The organism is Niallia alba, assembly GCF_012933555.1.
GTDB classification, from domain to species: Bacteria; Bacillota; Bacilli; order Bacillales; family Cytobacillaceae; genus Niallia; species Niallia alba.
This window is the reverse complement of sequence record NZ_JABBPK010000001.1, coordinates 1,084,236-1,102,535: the sequence shown is the minus strand read 5'-3', so window position 1 is coordinate 1,102,535 and position 18,300 is coordinate 1,084,236. Positions and strand designations below refer to the sequence as shown.

Here is an 18,300-nt window from a genome sequence, read left to right as displayed (position 1 = left end):
TTGCATAAATAGTGTCATAATTTTCAGTTTACTCACCTTCCCTGTTTAGAGGCAAAAAAGTAAATACCCAATCAAAGGTGGCCCCATCCATTTGGAAATTTATTTACAATTAGACTTTTGCAACGACGACAATTTGCATATTTAAGGGATGGCTTTTCCTTCAATCTTTCGAAGCCAAACATTCGCTGGTTTCCACAATGCAGCCCTTAGATAACGGCTAATCTGTAAGGTTTTTCGCTTGCTTCTGGTCTCGATTTGCACGAGAACATGTAGGCAAAAAACAATTAGTGCGATAAATACTTGATTTTGAATCGCCCATTCGCTTTGACCGTAGAACTTTTTGATGCTGAGATGTTGTTTGATCCATTTAAAAAACAGCTCAATTGCCCACCGTGATTTATACATTTCTGAAATTTCTTCGGCGCTTAAATCAAAACGATTTGTAATTAAATGAAGTTCATTTCCTTTTGAGTCCATCACTTTTAGAAGCCGAAAGTAATTTTCAGCACGGTTTTGAGTCGTACCTATCAACACCATTTGGTCTGATAAAACAGCTGTATCCTTGGGTAGCTTAAAATCGTAAACGTTCCGTATGACTGCATTTTTGCGTAGCCGTGAAAGAAAGAAGTAGCCATCATCAGTCATGCGATCAAAGCGCTCGTAGTCTAGATAACCACGGTCAAACACATACATGCATTCCTTGTCATCCACCATGATTTCAAGCTGACCACGGTCATGTTCTTTTGCCGTTGTCATAACGGCCTTTTCAGGATAGGATATACCCTTTTCCATAAACACAAGGCGCAAATGTAACTTTACACCTGCTTTTGTTTTGCGGAATTTAGCCCATTTATGATTGGTCAAATTAAGTGGCAATGTGCTTGAATCAATGATTTTTAACGGCATCACGAGTTTCGTGTAATGCGTTTTGGCATGAATTTGTGACACTAAATCAAGGAAAAGCCTTTGAAATAGATCAGGGTTTATGCCGTTTAACCGCCGTGACAACTGAGAAATACTAATAGAATCAAGGTCTATCCCTTTTTGAAGCTGGTCATCGAAAAGACAATCACCCAGCGCATGCAGACTTTCAATTTCTTGTAGCTGCGCAAAAAGTAGTAATTTTAGAAATGACTCTGTCGTTAATTTTTTCGTATAGTAATCTAATTTCATCGTTTTCACGTTTTCTTCAAATAATTGAAGATTTATAGGTGAAAACCATTGTCCAAATGAAGTTTTTCGTGTAATCTTGTCCATGTGATGGTCCTTTTTTAGTGGATTTGGACGGGTTACCACCTGACTAATCCATTATAAAGGACTTTTTCTTTGCGCAAAATAATAATATTGAACATTTTGAGTATTTTTAATAGTGAATTTAAATTAATGCAACACTAGTGATATTGTATAATAAATAACACTGATTCTAACTTGCCTTTTTTCTTCCATAAGCAAAATTTTTCTATTATTACTAGCATCCTGCCCTATAGCAACATAAGAAAGGAGCTTCCTCATTTAAGAAAAACACCCGATAGTTTAATATGTATTTACTAATAATTGATAAAAGAAACATTTAGAAGCTCATTCAGTCTTCTTTATCTCCCAAGACATATCCCTCGCTCGCGATGAAAAGCCACTTTTTTTTTTACTTTTTTAAAGTAACATAATTTTATCATTCCTTAAATTATCTACTATTAATATATTGTTCATCATTGTTTACTATTTAACACATGTTAATGTAGCTGATTTATTTAAAAAGAACGGTCGAAGATAAGCCACCAAATTGGAAAGTGGGATAACGTGTTCCGGTAGATTAATTCCTAACTCATGCTGTATATAATATCTTCGCTTTTCGATTCGTCCCCATAAATGTGGATATTCATTATTAATCTGGTTTCTAAGCTCCTCATCTGCCAACGCTATACACTCTTCTGCACTTACTCCCCCATAACCAGTTATAGATGGGATTATATCTATTTGAAACACCATCCCGCTTTTTAGAGTCTCTTTTGAACTTGGATAAATTGGCGAGGACATCCATTCTTCATCTGCAACAAGATGCCCAGGATTCAAATGCCAATGATACTTTTCTTTTGGATATACTTCCTCAATCATTTTGTAAAACTCGCCACCGTACATTCCAATGCGAATATTCTCTAGCCAAAAAACCACCGTCTTAAAGTAAGGAATTGCTACCTTCTCAAGATAATCACGTTGATTATCAGGCAGTTGTTCCGCACTTTCAACCACGAATCCAGCTCGACTGGATAATCCTCCTTTGTAACCGGTAGTAAGAGAAAGAGTATCTCCTAATTTTAGTTGCTTACTAGTGGGATATAAATTTGCCTTTTCAAATCTTACACCAGTTGCAGCAATTGTAACTACATTATTTGTCTGACCTTCAGCATTTAGCAAATTACCAAGATAGCTTTCTTTCACACCGATTTCAACAGCATTCATAGCTTTAAGCATACTAGTTGAAGACAGGTTGGCTCCGTACTCATAGTGAGCAATCTCGTTCGCATTATTAATCGTTCGTGCACCCTTACCGCCACCAATAAATAAATAAGCTGCATTTACAATTTCTGCTTCTATAGTACATATGTTACGAACAGCCTCAACAATAAAATGAGGGATATCAAATATTGCTGAATTATCATATTGAGTAGAGGTAAACATTTTCCAGCCAATAAGCCCAATTTTTTTATCATTTGAAAAATCTATATCACATAAGATGGAATCCAGACTTTTCTCATTTTCCATAGGTTGATTTGGTAATGAAAATAGTGGATAGTGATAAAGTTCTCCTTGAAGGCGTGCATATTTTGACATTTTTAAGTTTTCATTGCCGAGAATAAAAGATGCTTGTCCTGTTTTCTTTAGTACGAACAGCCCTTCTTCAAATCTAGGAATAAAACCAGTTAAGTATTCAAAATTACTTCCATGTTCTTTATCAGCATAAATAACTAGAGAATCGAAATTATCTTCTTTCATTAGGTCCAGTACTTTTTTCGCTCTTTGTTCCATCGTTGCTTCAGTTAGGTATACTGGTTCAACATCGTTAAATGTATATGGTAATTGAACCTTTTTAAGTATTATTTTTTCATCGTAATTCATGGATGAGTCTCCTTTATTATTAGTCCAGCTATAAGATAGCTGCAATAGTGGTTTCTTCCTTTTTTCACCTTTCCAATTGCTAGTTTATTAATTGGAATTGGTTGTTATATAAGAGTACAGCCTTAGGTCAATTGTAAAACAAGATGGACTATATTATAAAGTGATTTTAAAATAGTGTCAGGCACCATAAAAAGACAACTGTCTTTTTACGGTACCTGACACCAATATCCTCTATCACAATTGTTCGATCAATTTTTCTAAATCTGCCTTCAAGATTTCTTTTTTATCAGCAGGTAATTCCTTATTTTTGTCGTTATTAATCAGCTTGATCATATCACGGAGAAATTTAGCTGCTTGGTCTTCTCTCCCTTTGTCTAGATGTTGTTTCGATTGCTTCAGTTTATTGCTTAAGCTTTTATAAAGACTATGCTTTAGTTCCCCTGAGTCCTTATACTTATCCAATAATGCTTGAATAGACGTGTGATCGGCTTTGTTTGATCTAACAGAGAAATTATCAAACTTTGTATTATTATAATTGGACCTTACTCCTACTTTCCCCTGTGTAAAGGCAGTACTACTCTTGTCCGTATAATTAATTTTTGGTGTCTTCATATCATCCACAAATACTTTAATCGTTGTTCCACTCACTTCAATTTTCATATGATGCCAAGTAGATGAAGGTTCTTTGATAGAGGCACCATCAAGATACTCCCAATTATAATTTTGCTTTCCAAGGTGGACTCCTTCTTCATTTATATAAGCAACATATCCTTGCATAAAATCAGCATTATTTTGACTAAGCTCGATTCCATTTGCAGGATTGTTTACTCTAAAAATAACTCCTCCATCTCCAGCTCCTTCAGCAACTTTAACATCGGCTTCAACGATGTAGTCTTTCCACTCTTTTTCACCGATAACTGATTTTGCAAATGTGGCACTACTCGCATTGTACTCACCAATTATTTCTGGCTCTGTTCCTTCTATTTCCTCTAAGAATTCAAATTGATAAAAATCAAATTCGCCTTTTACAATTTCCACTTTAATGGTATGTTGTCCAGCTGGTAAGGAAACATCTTCTTTAATAACATTTTCCCAATTATTCCAGTCGCCAGTACTAGGGACATCAATAACCCCTGTTAAATCAAGCGAATCATCAAGCCATAATCGGATTTGACTATCTTTAAACGTTGTCGCTACTCTTATTGCTAAATCATAGGTACCGGCTTCTGCGATATCGACATTATACTTTAACCATTCTCCTGCTTGGTTCCAACCAACATTGTAACCACCTTCAGGGTTAACACGAATATCTACTGCATCCTGTCGATACTCTCCACCAATATTCTCGATTGTGTTATCGTGATACGCTACACCTTCTCCACCAGTAATATAATCTGCCGCCATTATTTTACCTGGAAGCTGCTTATACTTATCAAATTGCTGGAACATAAACTTCGAAAGATCAAAGCCACCCTCTACAGCAACCACTTTTAACGTATGTTTACCTGCTGGTAAGGTTATATTTGGTAAGGATACATTCTTCCAAGTATCTATGCTGCCTGTTTTCGGCAAATCAATTTCCCCAGTTAAATCTATCTCATCATCTAATAGAACCTTCACTTTCGCTCCATCACTTACAGTTGATACGAGTAAATCAAGTCCATAGCTTCCCTCTTCTAAAATATTTACATCATACTTTAACCATTCTCCAGTTTGAATCCAGCTAACTGCATAATCCCCTTCAGATATTTTGCGAATGTCGACATCATCGTTACGGTATTGTTCCCCAGTGTTGCCTTCCGTGCTATCATAATAAGCTACATTTTGGCCACCGACATTATAGTCTTCCGCTTCAATGAGCCCTGGTAATGGTTGATGAATATCAAATGATGTGAATTCCATTTTAGTAAAATCGAATTCCCCTTCTACAAATTCTAATTTCAACGTATGATTTCCCTCAGGCAAAGTAATTCCATTTTTAATTACTGGTGTCCAATTGTTCCAACCTCCAGTAGACGGGACATCAAATACGCCGGTCAAATCTATTTCATCATCTAACCAGAGGCGTGCCTTTGCAGTTGTGAAAGTTGTCGCCATATAAAGCTTAAGATTGTATTCACCAGCTTCTTGAACATTTACATTATACTTAAGCCATTCACCAGTCTGATTCCACCCAACAGCATATCCGCCGCCTTCTGGATTGGTTCGAATATCTACTGAATCTCTTCTGAATACTCCCCCAATGTTTTCGGTCGTCGTATCATGATAGGCGACCCCTTCACCACCAGTATTGTAATAAGCTGCATTTATTACTCCAGGAACCTGTTTATATTCATCAAAATCAATATTAACCTCTTCAAAAGGACCTACTTTCCATGTACCCTCCACTTCGTCCCATCCGTCTGCATCTCCATCATTAAAGTCATCAGACAAGCTGTCAACTGCTTTATACCCTTGTACTTTAAAGCTTGCAAAATCAAACGAACCTTTTTTCACTTCAATGGTAAGTGTATGCTTTCCTTTTGGTAATTTAAGCTTTTCGATAGAGAAGGTTCTCCAATCATTTGACTGCGGAATACTTACATCCCCAGTTATATCCGTCTTTCCATCTAACAAGATTCTTACCTTAGCATCTTTAGAAGATTCTCCGACTCGTAAATCTAGATTATATAAGCCTTCTTTTGCAATATTTACATTGTATTTCAGCCATTCCCCTTTTTCATTTGATTCAATATAATAACTACCGTCTGATTGCTCAGCAATATCTACCTTGTCTTGGCGATAAGGATTAACCTCTTTTTTCTTTGTTTTATCATAATACCCAACACCTTCACCACCGGCATTGTAATGAACAGCCTCAATTTTCCCTGGTAAAGGCTTGTATGCATCAAAGATATTACTTCCATCTACCTTATTACTATATGCTGTATAGCCAAATGCTCCGTGTACATCTGATGTAGTGTAACCGATGCTACCAGCACCAAGATTTCGAACTTCACGTGTTTGCTTTTGCATGTCATCGACAAAGATTCTAAACGTAGCTTCTGACTTTTCTACTCTAATTTGATGTAGGTTTTTGTAATCATACCCTTCTGGTAGATTTGCGTACTCCCAACCTTGTTCAACACCATTAACAACAAAATTTGTTTCCAGTCGATTATGCTCTGGACTTAAGACAGCTGTCCCGTAATTTTTTTCATCTTTATAGGAGAAAACCACACCAATTCGCGGATTTTCGCTTTTCCCCTTTTCTACCATTTTCATATTGAATTCTACTGTATATTCCTTCTCTGTAGATGCCTTACTCACTTGTCTATACCATGTTTTTTTGCCTAAAGTCTTCTGTTCAAGCCAATTAGGACTGCTGTTGGTTATTCCCCATTTCCCTCCATTTACACTTTTCCAATTCTTTCCGATGTCTTTTCGATCAAATCGATCACTAAAATCCGGTAAAGCAGGATCTGATTGCTCAGAGGTTGTTGGCCCCAACACTAGCATTTTATCCCCATTCCATGCTATTCGATCAAAGTTTATATTACGCCCAGGGTTTGCATGACTATGATACACGATATAGTCGGAATCAAGGTCTGGCCCTCGGACAACTGTGTTATGCCCTAATCCTACATTTTCTCCTTCTGTATTTAATAAGAGAGGATTTTGCTCTTTATTGGTTGTAAAACCAACATCAGGAGAATCACTTACTCCATAGTCAATACGGTATGCTTTATTCCAAATATGGTTTCCTGTATAAGTCATATAGTATTTGCCTTGTCTTTTCAGTACCGTTGCCCCTTCAGTCCAGCCATTCATCTTAGCACCAGTATCTGTTGCTTTTCCAAATTCAGTTGGCGATGGCATAGTCCGAGCATCTATTCTGTTTGCTCCAGTACTATAAAAATACCACTTTCCATCATCATCAATAAATACATGTCCATCAATACCCATCCCAAGGTTATCTGTTTGTTTTTTAAACGGACCTAGAGGACTTGAACTTTTATAGACATAATGCCCATTGCCACCTGGAGATGTATACATATAGAAATCGCCATTCCAGTAAACAACTTCCGGTGCATATGCAGCCTTCGTAGTAGGTTCTTCTGTAACAAGACCAGCATATGTCCAATTCACTAAATCTTCCGATGTCCACGCCTTCACACCACTTTTATCATCTACTGTACTAACATAAAGATAATAAATACCATTGTACTTTAGAATATACGGGTCTCCTTCCCCATAATACTCCCCACTATCCCATGTCCAAGATTCTGGTAAATCCATTGGGTTACTATATGCGAATGCTGCATACGGTAAAGAAAGCCATAAACTAACACACAGTAAGACTTTTACTAACTTTTTCAGGATAATCCCCTCCTCATATTTGTTGAACAACTATTTATATAAAAAGGGTATACCAGATCAGCCATAACTTGATTAGTACACCCTGAATACCAGTATTCTAGTAAAAATCTTAGAAGAAAGGAAAACTATTAAACTCAATCTAAACATGTTGTATTGCGATTATTAAAAGCGCTTACAAATATCTTATATTATCTCACTTCGCAAACATATACTAAACTTAGTATATATTATACCTTTTATATTATTTTGATTTAAAAGTCCTACTTAATAGAAAAAAAAGGCATTTATTATAGAGGAAAAGGCAGGACGAAAATTATGTTAGAGCAAAAAAATAGCTACCATTAATAGGTAGCATCCTCTTTCTCACTTTATTTTTCCTTGTCTGTAGCAATCACTAAATTTACTGGTATATAAATTCGCTTTGGATTATATTCGCCAGCTATTTGTTGCATTAATAATTTCACAGCTTGCTTGCTGCATTGCTGAATATCTTGTTGCACATAAGTGATGCCTTCTATTCCAGGGGAATCAAATGTGACTAACTCTATTGGACGTAAAGACTCTTTTTGGACTTCTACAATAGCACGATGAGCATACTGTGCCAACTCCGCATTCATCGTAAACAGGCAAGCCAACTGAGGATTTTCCATTAAAAATTGTTTAATCATCACAGGCGTTTCATGAACGGATATTTTATCAAATGGTAACGTTAGCCAAAGGTTTTTATCGATTGTAATGTCTTTTCTTAAAAAAGCTTGTTCAAATCCTTTTGCACGTTCTTCCGTCACCGTATTTGTTATTAATGGAGAGATAAGCGCAATCTGTTCATGCCCTTTATTCAACAGATAAGAAACGGCCTCAAACGCTCCTTGCGTATTTTCGGAACTTACACTATATGTAGAAATATTCTTCATATATCGATCAATCAATACAAGCGGAAACTTGTCTAGCGTAAGCCGAAGAACAGCTTCATTATACATTTCCTTTTCTGCAGGAAAAATAATAATCCCGTCCACACCTATGACACGAAACGTCTGAATAGCCTCTGCTTCTTTAACTTGCGATTCTCTAGATATCTTAATGACTAAGTTATACCCTAGCTCCGTCACATATTGTTCAAGAAAATTGACAAAATCCTGTTCCACCTTCGTCTTCATCGTTGGAATAATTAAACCAATCAACCCTCTTGAAGTTTGATTCTGCCCCATTGAACCTATTAAACTACTTTCAATAACAAAAGTCCCCTTCCCCTTAATCCGCTCCACAATTCCTTTATCCGCTAAACCAGCTAATGCATTCTTGGTAGTAATCTGGCTAACATGGAATTCATCCATTAATTCTTTTTCAGAGGGAACTCTATCTCCTACTCTCCATTTCCCTTCCTTTATTCGCTCTATTATTTTGCTTTGAATTTGCTGATATAATGGTTCGTTTTTGATTGTACTCATCCTCCAGGGCTTTTTTGTGTATATCTATTGGATAATATATATTTAATATACTAAGTTTGGTGTGAAAGATAAATGAAAAGAATGAAAGAGCTTATTTTTGGGTAGCAAGTGGAGGTTTGCAAAAAAGACAGCACTAAAAGCAAAGTTTATCAGCTTTTGTATTAATAGATACAAGTAATTAGGTATAATAGGCTCCTAGTTAACTATCATGAGGAGAATTAAGAAGACATTCTCTAAGTCCCCTCATGCTACCTCTCTATGACTTTGAGACCAAATCCCCTGTTACACGTAGATATATATAAATGATATATTCATAAACAGGAGTGACGGAGAGATAGAAGAGAAAGATTGTCCTAAATGCAATAGCAATCAAATAACAAAAGGGATTATTCGGTCAGCTAACACAGTAGTCCATATGTTTTCTAACAATAATCCAAGAAGTCATTCGTCACCAATATCTTTCTACTACTGCTCGAATTGTGGATACGTATTAGGCTTATTTGTTGAAAATCCTCATATTCTTGAAGAGTAAGATATATTACAAATGGTTGAGAAGTTCCTTTATTAAGGTTACTAAAGGGAAGGTTAGTTTAATAAGAAATTTAAGGAGATTGTAGATGTGTTTTACATAACTTTAAGGTCCTTAAACTATTTAATCAATAATATTGCATAATTTAGCATAATGTTTAAAGAAATAATGACGATGAGGTGAAATATGAAAGCGGAGCTATATACATGTCCTTGTTGCGGATATAAAACTTTGACAGAACTTAACTCATGGGAGATATGTGTTGTATGTAGGTGGGAAGATGATGGATTGCAAACTCTTGAACCAGATTTTGCTGGTGGAGCAAATGAAGAATCCTTAAAAGAAGCCCAAAGGAACTTTAGAGAAATTGGCATTTGTTCAAAAAAATTGTTGGATGAGAGAAATATTTCTGCTGCATCAAGATTTGAGAGAGATAGCAGTTTTAAACCCTTAGATGATAATTAATTATGTTGGCTCTTCTCTTATTGAACAAATTGGCCAAAAGAGTTGAACCTGCTTGTTCTCATTCTCACTTTTTTCTTATCATATCACACCCACTATGAACACGATTTTTGCCATACTAATCGTATTCGGGGTGTGCAAAAAAGAGATCTCCAATTTGTGAGATCTCTTGATCCTATAGGCTTTATCCCGCCTATTTCGATACCGGTGGTCGGGGTCGAACCGACACTCCAGAAGGAACACGATTTTGAGTCGTGCGCGTCTGCCAATTCCGCCACACCGGCGCGCTTATAAGTTTTTTTGGTAATGCCGAGGACCGGAATCGAACCGGTACGGTAGTCACCTACCGCAGGATTTTAAGTCCTGTGCGTCTGCCAGTTCCGCCACCCCGGCGTAATATAATTAGGAAACTTAATAAGCATTATGGAGGCGGCAACCGGATTCGAACCGGTGGTAAAGGTTTTGCAGACCTCTGCCTTACCACTTGGCTATGCCGCCATAATATATTGGAGCGGAAGACGGGATTCGAACCCGCGACCCCCACCTTGGCAAGGTGGTGTTCTACCACTGAACTACTTCCGCAAATGGCTGGGCTAGCTGGATTCGAACCAACGAGTGACGGAGTCAAAGTCCGTTGCCTTACCGCTTGGCTATAGCCCAATACTATTTATATGCAATAAAATAAAAAAAGTGTCAAAAAAATGGGGCGAATAATGGGAATCGAACCCACGAGTGTCGGAGCCACAATCCGATGCGTTAACCACTTCGCCATATCCGCCATAATAATTATTAAAATTGGCAGGGGTAGTAGGAATCGAACCCACACCAAAGGTTTTGGAGACCTTCGTTCTACCTTTAAACTATACCCCTGTATTGAATGGTGGAGGGGGACGGATTCGAACCGCCGAACCCGAAGGAGCGGATTTACAGTCCGCCGCGTTTAGCCACTTCGCTACCACTCCGACATAAAAGGTGGCTCAGGACGGAATCGAACCGCCGACACAAGGATTTTCAGTCCTTTGCTCTACCGACTGAGCTACTGAGCCATTACTTAATGCTATTTATTTTTAAAAAATGGCGGTCCGGACGGGACTCGAACCCGCGACCTCCTGCGTGACAGGCAGGCATTCTAACCAACTGAACTACCGGACCAGATTGCGGGGACAGGATTTGAACCTGCGACCTTCGGGTTATGAGCCCGACGAGCTACCAGACTGCTCCACCCCGCGATAATATTAATGGTGGAGGATGACGGGATCGAACCGCCGACCCTCTGCTTGTAAGGCAGATGCTCTCCCAGCTGAGCTAATCCTCCATAAATATAATATATGTATTGGTGACCCATACGGGATTCGAACCCGTGTTACCGCCGTGAAAGGGCGGTGTCTTAACCGCTTGACCAATGGGCCATATTTGAAAAGTTATAATGGCGGAGAGCAAGGGATTTGAACCCTTGAGACAGGGTTACCCGCCTACACGATTTCCAATCGTGCTCCTTCGGCCACTCGGACAGCTCTCCAATATGGCTCCGCAGGTAGGACTCGAACCTACGACCGTTCGGTTAACAGCCGAATGCTCTACCACTGAGCTACTGCGGAATAATATGGTATGCCTGGCGACGTCCTACTCTCACAGGGGGAGAACCCCCAACTACCATCGGCGCTGAGAAGCTTAACTTCCGTGTTCGGTATGGGAACGGGTGTGACCTTCTCGCTATCGCCACCAGACTTTTTCTCAAGACATATTTTATTATACATGTTTTTGAGATTTTTTCAAGTGTAATTTTTAAAAAATTATTCCCTGAAAACTAGATTATGAAGTAAAAAGAAAGAAATGAGTAATCATTTTGTCCAGCTCCAACGCCTATCGCCTATCAAACTTCCGATCATCTCCCTACGATAAGTCAACATCGATTCACTTACGTTCATCGTGTTTCCTTTATCTCAGTCGATGCTCCTCCAGTTTGTACGTCGATAAACAGGCGTTTCCGCTTTTCATTTTAGTTAAGTCCTCGATCTATTAGTATCAGTCAGCTCCACATGTCGCCACGCTTCCACCTCTGACCTATCAACCTGATCATCTTTCAGGGATCTTACTAGCTTACGCTATGGGAAATCTCATCTTGAGGGGGGCTTCATGCTTAGATGCTTTCAGCACTTATCCCTTCCGCACATAGCTACCCAGCGATGCCTTTGGCAAGACAACTGGTACACCAGCGGTGCGTCCATCCCGGTCCTCTCGTACTAAGGACAGCTCCTCTCAAATTTCCTACGCCCACGACGGATAGGGACCGAACTGTCTCACGACGTTCTGAACCCAGCTCGCGTACCGCTTTAATGGGCGAACAGCCCAACCCTTGGGACCGACTACAGCCCCAGGATGCGATGAGCCGACATCGAGGTGCCAAACCTCCCCGTCGATGTGGACTCTTGGGGGAGATAAGCCTGTTATCCCCGGGGTAGCTTTTATCCGTTGAGCGATGGCCCTTCCATGCGGAACCACCGGATCACTAAGCCCGACTTTCGTCCCTGCTCGACTTGTAGGTCTCGCAGTCAAGCTCCCTTGTGCCTTTACACTCTACGAATGATTTCCAACCATTCTGAGGGAACCTTTGGGCGCCTCCGTTACTTTTTAGGAGGCGACCGCCCCAGTCAAACTGCCCACCTGACACTGTCTCCCACCCCGATCAGGGGTGCGGGTTAGAATGTCAATACAGCCAGGGTAGTATCCCACCAATGCCTCCACCGAAGCTGGCGCTCCGGCTTCCAAGGCTCCTACCTATCCTGTACAAGCTGTACCAAAATTCAATATCAGGCTGCAGTAAAGCTCCACGGGGTCTTTCCGTCCTGTCGCGGGTAACCTGCATCTTCACAGGTACTATAATTTCACCGAGTCTCTCGTTGAGACAGTGCCCAGATCGTTACACCTTTCGTGCGGGTCGGAACTTACCCGACAAGGAATTTCGCTACCTTAGGACCGTTATAGTTACGGCCGCCGTTTACTGGGGCTTCAATTCAGAGCTTCGCACTACACGTGCTAACCCCTCCTCTTAACCTTCCAGCACCGGGCAGGTGTCAGCCCCTATACTTCGCCTTGCGGCTTCGCAGAGACCTGTGTTTTTGCTAAACAGTCGCCTGGGCCTATTCACTGCGGCTCTCTCGGGCTTTAACACCCAAAAGAGCACCCCTTCTCCCGAAGTTACGGGGTCATTTTGCCGAGTTCCTTAACGAGAGTTCTCTCGCTCACCTTAGGATTCTCTCCTCGCCTACCTGTGTCGGTTTGCGGTACGGGCACCATAAATCTCGCTAGAGGCTTTTCTTGGCAGTGTGGAATCAGGAACTTCGGTACTATATTTCCCTCGCCGTCACAGCTCCGCCATATGGTAATGGGATTTGCCTCATTACCGGCCTAACTGCTTGGACGTGCTAATCCAACAGCACGCTTACCCTATCCTCCTGCGTCCCCCCATTGCTCAAATGATTTAAAGGTGGTACAGGAATATCAACCTGTTGTCCATCGCCTACGCTTTTCAGCCTCGGCTTAGGTCCCGACTAACCCTGAGCGGACGAGCCTTCCTCAGGAAACCTTAGGCATTCGGTGGATGAGATTCTCACTCATCTTTCGCTACTCATACCGGCATTCTCACTTCTAAGCGCTCCACCAGTCCTTACGGTCTAGCTTCAACGCCCTTAGAACGCTCTCCTACCACTGACATCATAGATGTCAATCCACAGCTTCGGTGATACGTTTAGCCCCGGTACATTTTCGGCGCAGAGTCACTCGACCAGTGAGCTATTACGCACTCTTTAAATGGTGGCTGCTTCTAAGCCAACATCCTGGTTGTCTAAGCAACTCCACATCCTTTTCCACTTAACGTATACTTTGGGACCTTAGCTGGTGGTCTGGGCTGTTTCCCTCTTGACCACGGATCTTATCACTCGTAGTCTGACTCCCAAGAATAAGTATTTGGCATTCGGAGTTTGTCTGAATTCGGTAACCCGATGGGGGCCCCTAGTCCAAACAGTGCTCTACCTCCAATACTCTCAATCTTGAGGCTAGCCCTAAAGCTATTTCGGAGAGAACCAGCTATCTCCAAGTTCGATTGGAATTTCTCCGCTACCCACACCTCATCCCCGCACTTTTCAACGTGCGTGGGTTCGGGCCTCCATCCAGTGTTACCTGGACTTCACCCTGGACATGGGTAGATCACCTGGTTTCGGGTCTACAACCACATACTATTTCGCCCTATTCAGACTCGCTTTCGCTGCGGCTCCGTCTCTTCAACTTAACCTCGCATGTAATCGTAACTCGCCGGTTCATTCTACAAAAGGCACGCTATCACCCATAAAAGGGCTCTAACTACTTGTAGGCACACGGTTTCAGGATCTATTTCACTCCCCTTCCGGGGTGCTTTTCACCTTTCCCTCACGGTACTGGTTCACTATCGGTCACTAGGGAGTATTTAGCCTTGGGAGATGGTCCTCCCTGCTTCCGACGGGATTTCTCGTGTCCCGCCGTACTCAGGATACACTCAAGAGGGAACGAAGTTTCGACTACAGGGTTTTTACCTTCTACGACTGACCTTTCCAGATCGATTCGTCTACCCCGTTCCTTTGTAACTCCATATAGAGTGTCCTACAACCCCAAGAGGCAAGCCTCTTGGTTTGGGCTAATCCCGTTTCGCTCGCCGCTACTCAGGGAATCGCGTTTGCTTTCTCTTCCTCCGGGTACTTAGATGTTTCAGTTCCCCGGGTCTGCCTTCAGTACCCTATGTATTCAGGTAAAGATTCTATCCCATTACGGATAGAGGGTTCCCCCATTCGGAAATCTCTGGATCAAAGCTTACTTACAGCTCCCCAAAGCATATCGGTGTTAATCCCGTCCTTCATCGGCTCCTAGTGCCAAGGCATCCACCGTGCGCCCTTTCTAACTTAACTTAGTTGTCGGCTAAAGATAAACTTCACATCTCTTCGTCAGCTTCTTCACTCTGCTCCTCACGTACTGTCGTACGCTCCGGTGCTCGCTCCGTCGCTTCCTTGACCTGCTCGTTTCTCTTTACCCTCCATTCTTTGAATAGGTATTCGTTTAATACGATTACTTTTCAAAGAAATAATTCTCTAACATAGAGAATCTAAGATGGCGATTACTCGGTTTCTTTCTTGTTTTTACTATTCATAATCTAGTTTTCAAGGAACAATTTCGGCTAAAGATAAACTTCGCATCTCTTCGTCAGCTTCTTCGTTCTGCTCCTCACGTACTGTTGTACGCTCCGGTGCTCACTCAGGCGCTTCCTTGATCTACTCGTTTCTCTTTACCCTCAAACTTCTTACTGTTTTGAGGAATTAATTGCTCCCTCAAAACTGAACAACAAATCGTCAACAATCTATGATGGAATGTAAATTCCATTTTCCTTAGAAAGGAGGTGATCCAGCCGCACCTTCCGATACGGCTACCTTGTTACGACTTCACCCCAATCATCTATCCCACCTTAGGCGGCTGGCTCCAAAAAGGTTACCCCACCGACTTCGGGTGTTACAAACTCTCGTGGTGTGACGGGCGGTGTGTACAAGGCCCGGGAACGTATTCACCGCGGCATGCTGATCCGCGATTACTAGCGATTCCAGCTTCATGTAGGCGAGTTGCAGCCTACAATCCGAACTGAGAATGGTTTTATGGGATTTGCTCGACCTCGCGGTTTTGCTGCCCTTTGTACCATCCATTGTAGCACGTGTGTAGCCCAGGTCATAAGGGGCATGATGATTTGACGTCATCCCCACCTTCCTCCGGTTTGTCACCGGCAGTCACCTTAGAGTGCCCAACTTAATGCTGGCAACTAAGATCAAGGGTTGCGCTCGTTGCGGGACTTAACCCAACATCTCACGACACGAGCTGACGACAACCATGCACCACCTGTCACTCTGTCCCCCGAAGGGGAACGTCCTATCTCTAGGAGTGTCAGAGGATGTCAAGACCTGGTAAGGTTCTTCGCGTTGCTTCGAATTAAACCACATGCTCCACCGCTTGTGCGGGCCCCCGTCAATTCCTTTGAGTTTCAGCCTTGCGGCCGTACTCCCCAGGCGGAGTGCTTAATGCGTTTGCTGCAGCACTAAAGGGCGGAAACCCTCTAACACTTAGCACTCATCGTTTACGGCGTGGACTACCAGGGTATCTAATCCTGTTTGCTCCCCACGCTTTCGCGCCTCAGCGTCAGTTACAGACCAAAGAGTCGCCTTCGCCACTGGTGTTCCTCCACATCTCTACGCATTTCACCGCTACACGTGGAATTCCACTCTTCTCTTCTGCACTCAAGTCCCCCAGTTTCCAATGACCCTCCACGGTTGAGCCGTGGGCTTTCACATCAGACTTAAAGGACCGCCTGCGCGCGCTTTACGCCCAATAATTCCGGACAACGCTTGCCACCTACGTATTACCGCGGCTGCTGGCACGTAGTTAGCCGTGGCTTTCTGGTTAGGTACCGTCAAGGTACAAGCAGTTACTCTTGTACTTGTTCTTCCCTAACAACAGAGCTTTACGATCCGAAAACCTTCATCACTCACGCGGCGTTGCTCCGTCAGACTTTCGTCCATTGCGGAAGATTCCCTACTGCTGCCTCCCGTAGGAGTCTGGGCCGTGTCTCAGTCCCAGTGTGGCCGATCACCCTCTCAGGTCGGCTACGCATCGTTGCCTTGGTGAGCCGTTACCTCACCAACTAGCTAATGCGCCGCGGGCCCATCTGTAAGTGACAGCGAGATGCCGTCTTTCAGCTTTTCCTCATGAGAGGAAAAGGATTATCCGGTATTAGCTCCGGTTTCCCGAAGTTATCCCAGTCTTACAGGCAGGTTGCCCACGTGTTACTCACCCGTCCGCCGCTAACTTCAAAAGCAAGCTTTTAAAGTCCGCTCGACTTGCATGTATTAGGCACGCCGCCAGCGTTCGTCCTGAGCCAGGATCAAACTCTCCAATAAAGAGTTGATTAGCTCATTGCTAAACTCTAGCTTTTGTTTACTTGTTTTTGTTTTATAACATTCATTATAAAACGATTATTGTTGACGTTTGTTTGTTCAGTTTTCAAAGAGCAATTTAGTTAGCCACTTAAGAAGCGACTTTCCTAATATACCATCTATCAACATTCGATGTCAATAGCTTTTCCAAAAATCTTTTCCGTCGTTTACTTCAACGTTTTGTGTTGTTTCAGCGACGGATATTAATATAACATTATTCTTCAATAATGGTCAACACTTTTCCCAAAACTTTTTTATTTTTTTTCTAAAACTCGATAACATCGGTGATAAACCCCTGGGCTTTTCGTTGAGATATTCACTACTTCTATTAGATGTTTATCAATCAAATATTCTATTAGCATTCCTAAATCAACCGAAAAGATAAGTAACGCTTCTTTTTCTAAAAGCTCATTAAATGTCCAAGCTTCCTTCTCTTTTAATATATCGAGAATATAGCTTGTGCTTGTTCTCATTCTCGAATGAATTAAAAATTCACTTGCTAAGAATAAAAGCTCGAGCCTTTTTTCAATCGGCTCATCACTATTAACTAACTCTACATATAATTTATAGATTTCTGGCTCCATTTGTTTTACTTGGCTCCATACCGTTACTTCTGGATGGAATCCATTTTCAATAACAGCTAAACGAGCTAAATGGTGTAAGGAATGAACAATATCGTTATACGCGTCCAAATAATGTTTATTTTCAAAGAACGCTTTCCCATCCATATATCGTTTAATAAGCTTCGCGAATTCTAGCGCCATTTTTTGTTTTCTTTCATTGATGGGAAATTCTTTTAATTCATTTTTGAGTTCATAAATAAATTCATTACGATCAAAAACAACTCTCCCATTGTATATCCATTCAAAGATTCTTTTATTATTTCCTAATAAGATCCAGCTTCTTAATTGTTTTTCTGTGACAATATGTAATGCTGCTTTCTTTTCCGCATATGTATAGTGCTTTATAAAAACAGGTTGCTCTGCTTCTTTCACAATAATAAGCATCACTGTATCAAAAGTATCTGTCACGGTCATTTCATTTTGTTTTTTATCAATGATTAATACGCCCAATGTATTTGTCTGGCTAGCTCTTTCTTGATATATAGGACGAAGAATATCTTCCATCGTTATTCCTCCATCTCCATGAATAAATTTTATTCGTTTCGTATTGTTTTCGACATTTTCTCTTAAAATCCTGCCCTATTTCCATGGCATACATGAAATCTTACTACAACTTGTTTAAAAATAGAATTACTTTTTTTGGCTGAAATCATCCAACTATTATCCGAGCATAATTTTAAACAATGACTGTTTTCGTAAAGTATGTTGCTATAACCCGCAGCCGAAATACGCTTCGCTTTCCTTAGGGCTCGCGCTGAGCCTTC

The 18,300-nt window shown here is 41.2% G+C and carries 6 protein-coding genes, 15 tRNA genes and 3 rRNA genes; 1 reads left to right on the top strand and 23 read right to left on the bottom strand.

Going from position 1 to position 18,300, the window contains the following annotated elements; all coding sequences use genetic code 11:
- Positions 1–141 precede the first annotated feature (141 nt).
- The 4 genes from HHU08_RS05520 to HHU08_RS05505 form a co-directional block, all read right to left on the bottom strand.
- Positions 142–1,257: an IS4 family transposase gene (locus HHU08_RS05520; RefSeq protein ID WP_169187985.1), complete on the bottom strand. Its 1,116-nt coding sequence runs from the start codon at positions 1,255–1,257 to the stop codon at positions 142–144.
- A gap of 459 nt (positions 1,258–1,716) precedes the next feature.
- Positions 1,717–3,114 (bottom strand): M24 family metallopeptidase, encoded by a 1,398-nt coding sequence (locus HHU08_RS05515; RefSeq protein ID WP_169187984.1) that lies wholly within the window; start codon positions 3,112–3,114, stop codon positions 1,717–1,719.
- Between the two features lie 234 nt (positions 3,115–3,348).
- Positions 3,349–7,392, bottom strand: coding sequence for a carbohydrate-binding protein (locus HHU08_RS05510; RefSeq protein ID WP_169187983.1), 4,044 nt, complete (start codon positions 7,390–7,392; stop codon positions 3,349–3,351).
- Between the two features lie 449 nt (positions 7,393–7,841).
- On the bottom strand, positions 7,842–8,921 hold the full coding sequence (locus tag HHU08_RS05505; RefSeq protein ID WP_169187982.1) for a GntR family transcriptional regulator: 1,080 nt from the start codon (positions 8,919–8,921) through the stop codon (positions 7,842–7,844).
- 715 nt (positions 8,922–9,636) lie between these two features.
- Here HHU08_RS05505 and HHU08_RS05500 point away from each other — a divergent pair.
- On the top strand, positions 9,637–9,915 hold the full coding sequence (locus tag HHU08_RS05500) for a CPCC family cysteine-rich protein (RefSeq protein ID WP_016204114.1): 279 nt from the start codon (positions 9,637–9,639) through the stop codon (positions 9,913–9,915).
- Positions 9,916–10,114: 199 nt separating this feature from the next.
- Here HHU08_RS05500 and HHU08_RS05495 read toward each other — a convergent pair.
- The 19 genes from HHU08_RS05495 to HHU08_RS05405 all read right to left on the bottom strand — a co-directional run bounded on the left by HHU08_RS05495 (position 10,115) and on the right by HHU08_RS05405 (position 18,040).
- Positions 10,115–10,196: transfer RNA gene (locus HHU08_RS05495), tRNA-Leu, on the bottom strand.
- Between the two features lie 23 nt (positions 10,197–10,219).
- Positions 10,220–10,305: transfer RNA gene (locus HHU08_RS05490), tRNA-Leu, on the bottom strand.
- Between the two features lie 31 nt (positions 10,306–10,336).
- Positions 10,337–10,410, bottom strand: a tRNA-Cys gene (locus tag HHU08_RS05485).
- 9 nt (positions 10,411–10,419) lie between these two features.
- A tRNA-Gly gene (locus tag HHU08_RS05480) sits at positions 10,420–10,494 on the bottom strand.
- 3 nt (positions 10,495–10,497) lie between these two features.
- A tRNA-Gln gene (locus HHU08_RS05475) sits at positions 10,498–10,572 on the bottom strand.
- Between the two features lie 42 nt (positions 10,573–10,614).
- A tRNA-His gene (locus HHU08_RS05470) sits at positions 10,615–10,690 on the bottom strand.
- 18 nt (positions 10,691–10,708) lie between these two features.
- Positions 10,709–10,782: transfer RNA gene (locus HHU08_RS05465), tRNA-Trp, on the bottom strand.
- An 8-nt stretch (positions 10,783–10,790) separates the two neighbouring features.
- Positions 10,791–10,874, bottom strand: a tRNA-Tyr gene (locus HHU08_RS05460).
- An 11-nt stretch (positions 10,875–10,885) separates the two neighbouring features.
- Positions 10,886–10,958: transfer RNA gene (locus tag HHU08_RS05455), tRNA-Phe, on the bottom strand.
- Positions 10,959–10,987: 29 nt separating this feature from the next.
- Positions 10,988–11,064 (bottom strand) — tRNA-Asp (locus HHU08_RS05450).
- Positions 11,065–11,067: 3 nt separating this feature from the next.
- Positions 11,068–11,141: transfer RNA gene (locus tag HHU08_RS05445), tRNA-Met, on the bottom strand.
- A 10-nt stretch (positions 11,142–11,151) separates the two neighbouring features.
- Positions 11,152–11,227, bottom strand: a tRNA-Val gene (locus HHU08_RS05440).
- Between the two features lie 19 nt (positions 11,228–11,246).
- Positions 11,247–11,321 (bottom strand) — tRNA-Glu (locus tag HHU08_RS05435).
- Positions 11,322–11,339: 18 nt separating this feature from the next.
- Positions 11,340–11,431 (bottom strand) — tRNA-Ser (locus HHU08_RS05430).
- Positions 11,432–11,435: 4 nt separating this feature from the next.
- Positions 11,436–11,510 (bottom strand) — tRNA-Asn (locus tag HHU08_RS05425).
- A 12-nt stretch (positions 11,511–11,522) separates the two neighbouring features.
- Positions 11,523–11,639, bottom strand: a 5S ribosomal RNA gene (gene rrf / locus HHU08_RS05420).
- A 272-nt stretch (positions 11,640–11,911) separates the two neighbouring features.
- A 23S ribosomal RNA gene (locus tag HHU08_RS05415) occupies positions 11,912–14,849 on the bottom strand.
- Between the two features lie 478 nt (positions 14,850–15,327).
- A 16S ribosomal RNA gene (locus HHU08_RS05410) occupies positions 15,328–16,877 on the bottom strand.
- Together the 16S, 23S and 5S rRNA genes with 15 tRNA genes alongside form the textbook arrangement of a ribosomal RNA operon.
- A gap of 290 nt (positions 16,878–17,167) precedes the next feature.
- A complete protein-coding gene (locus HHU08_RS05405) occupies positions 17,168–18,040 on the bottom strand; it encodes a nucleotidyltransferase-like protein (protein WP_016202778.1) in 873 nt (290 codons plus the stop codon).
- Between the last annotated feature and the right edge of the window lie 260 nt (positions 18,041–18,300).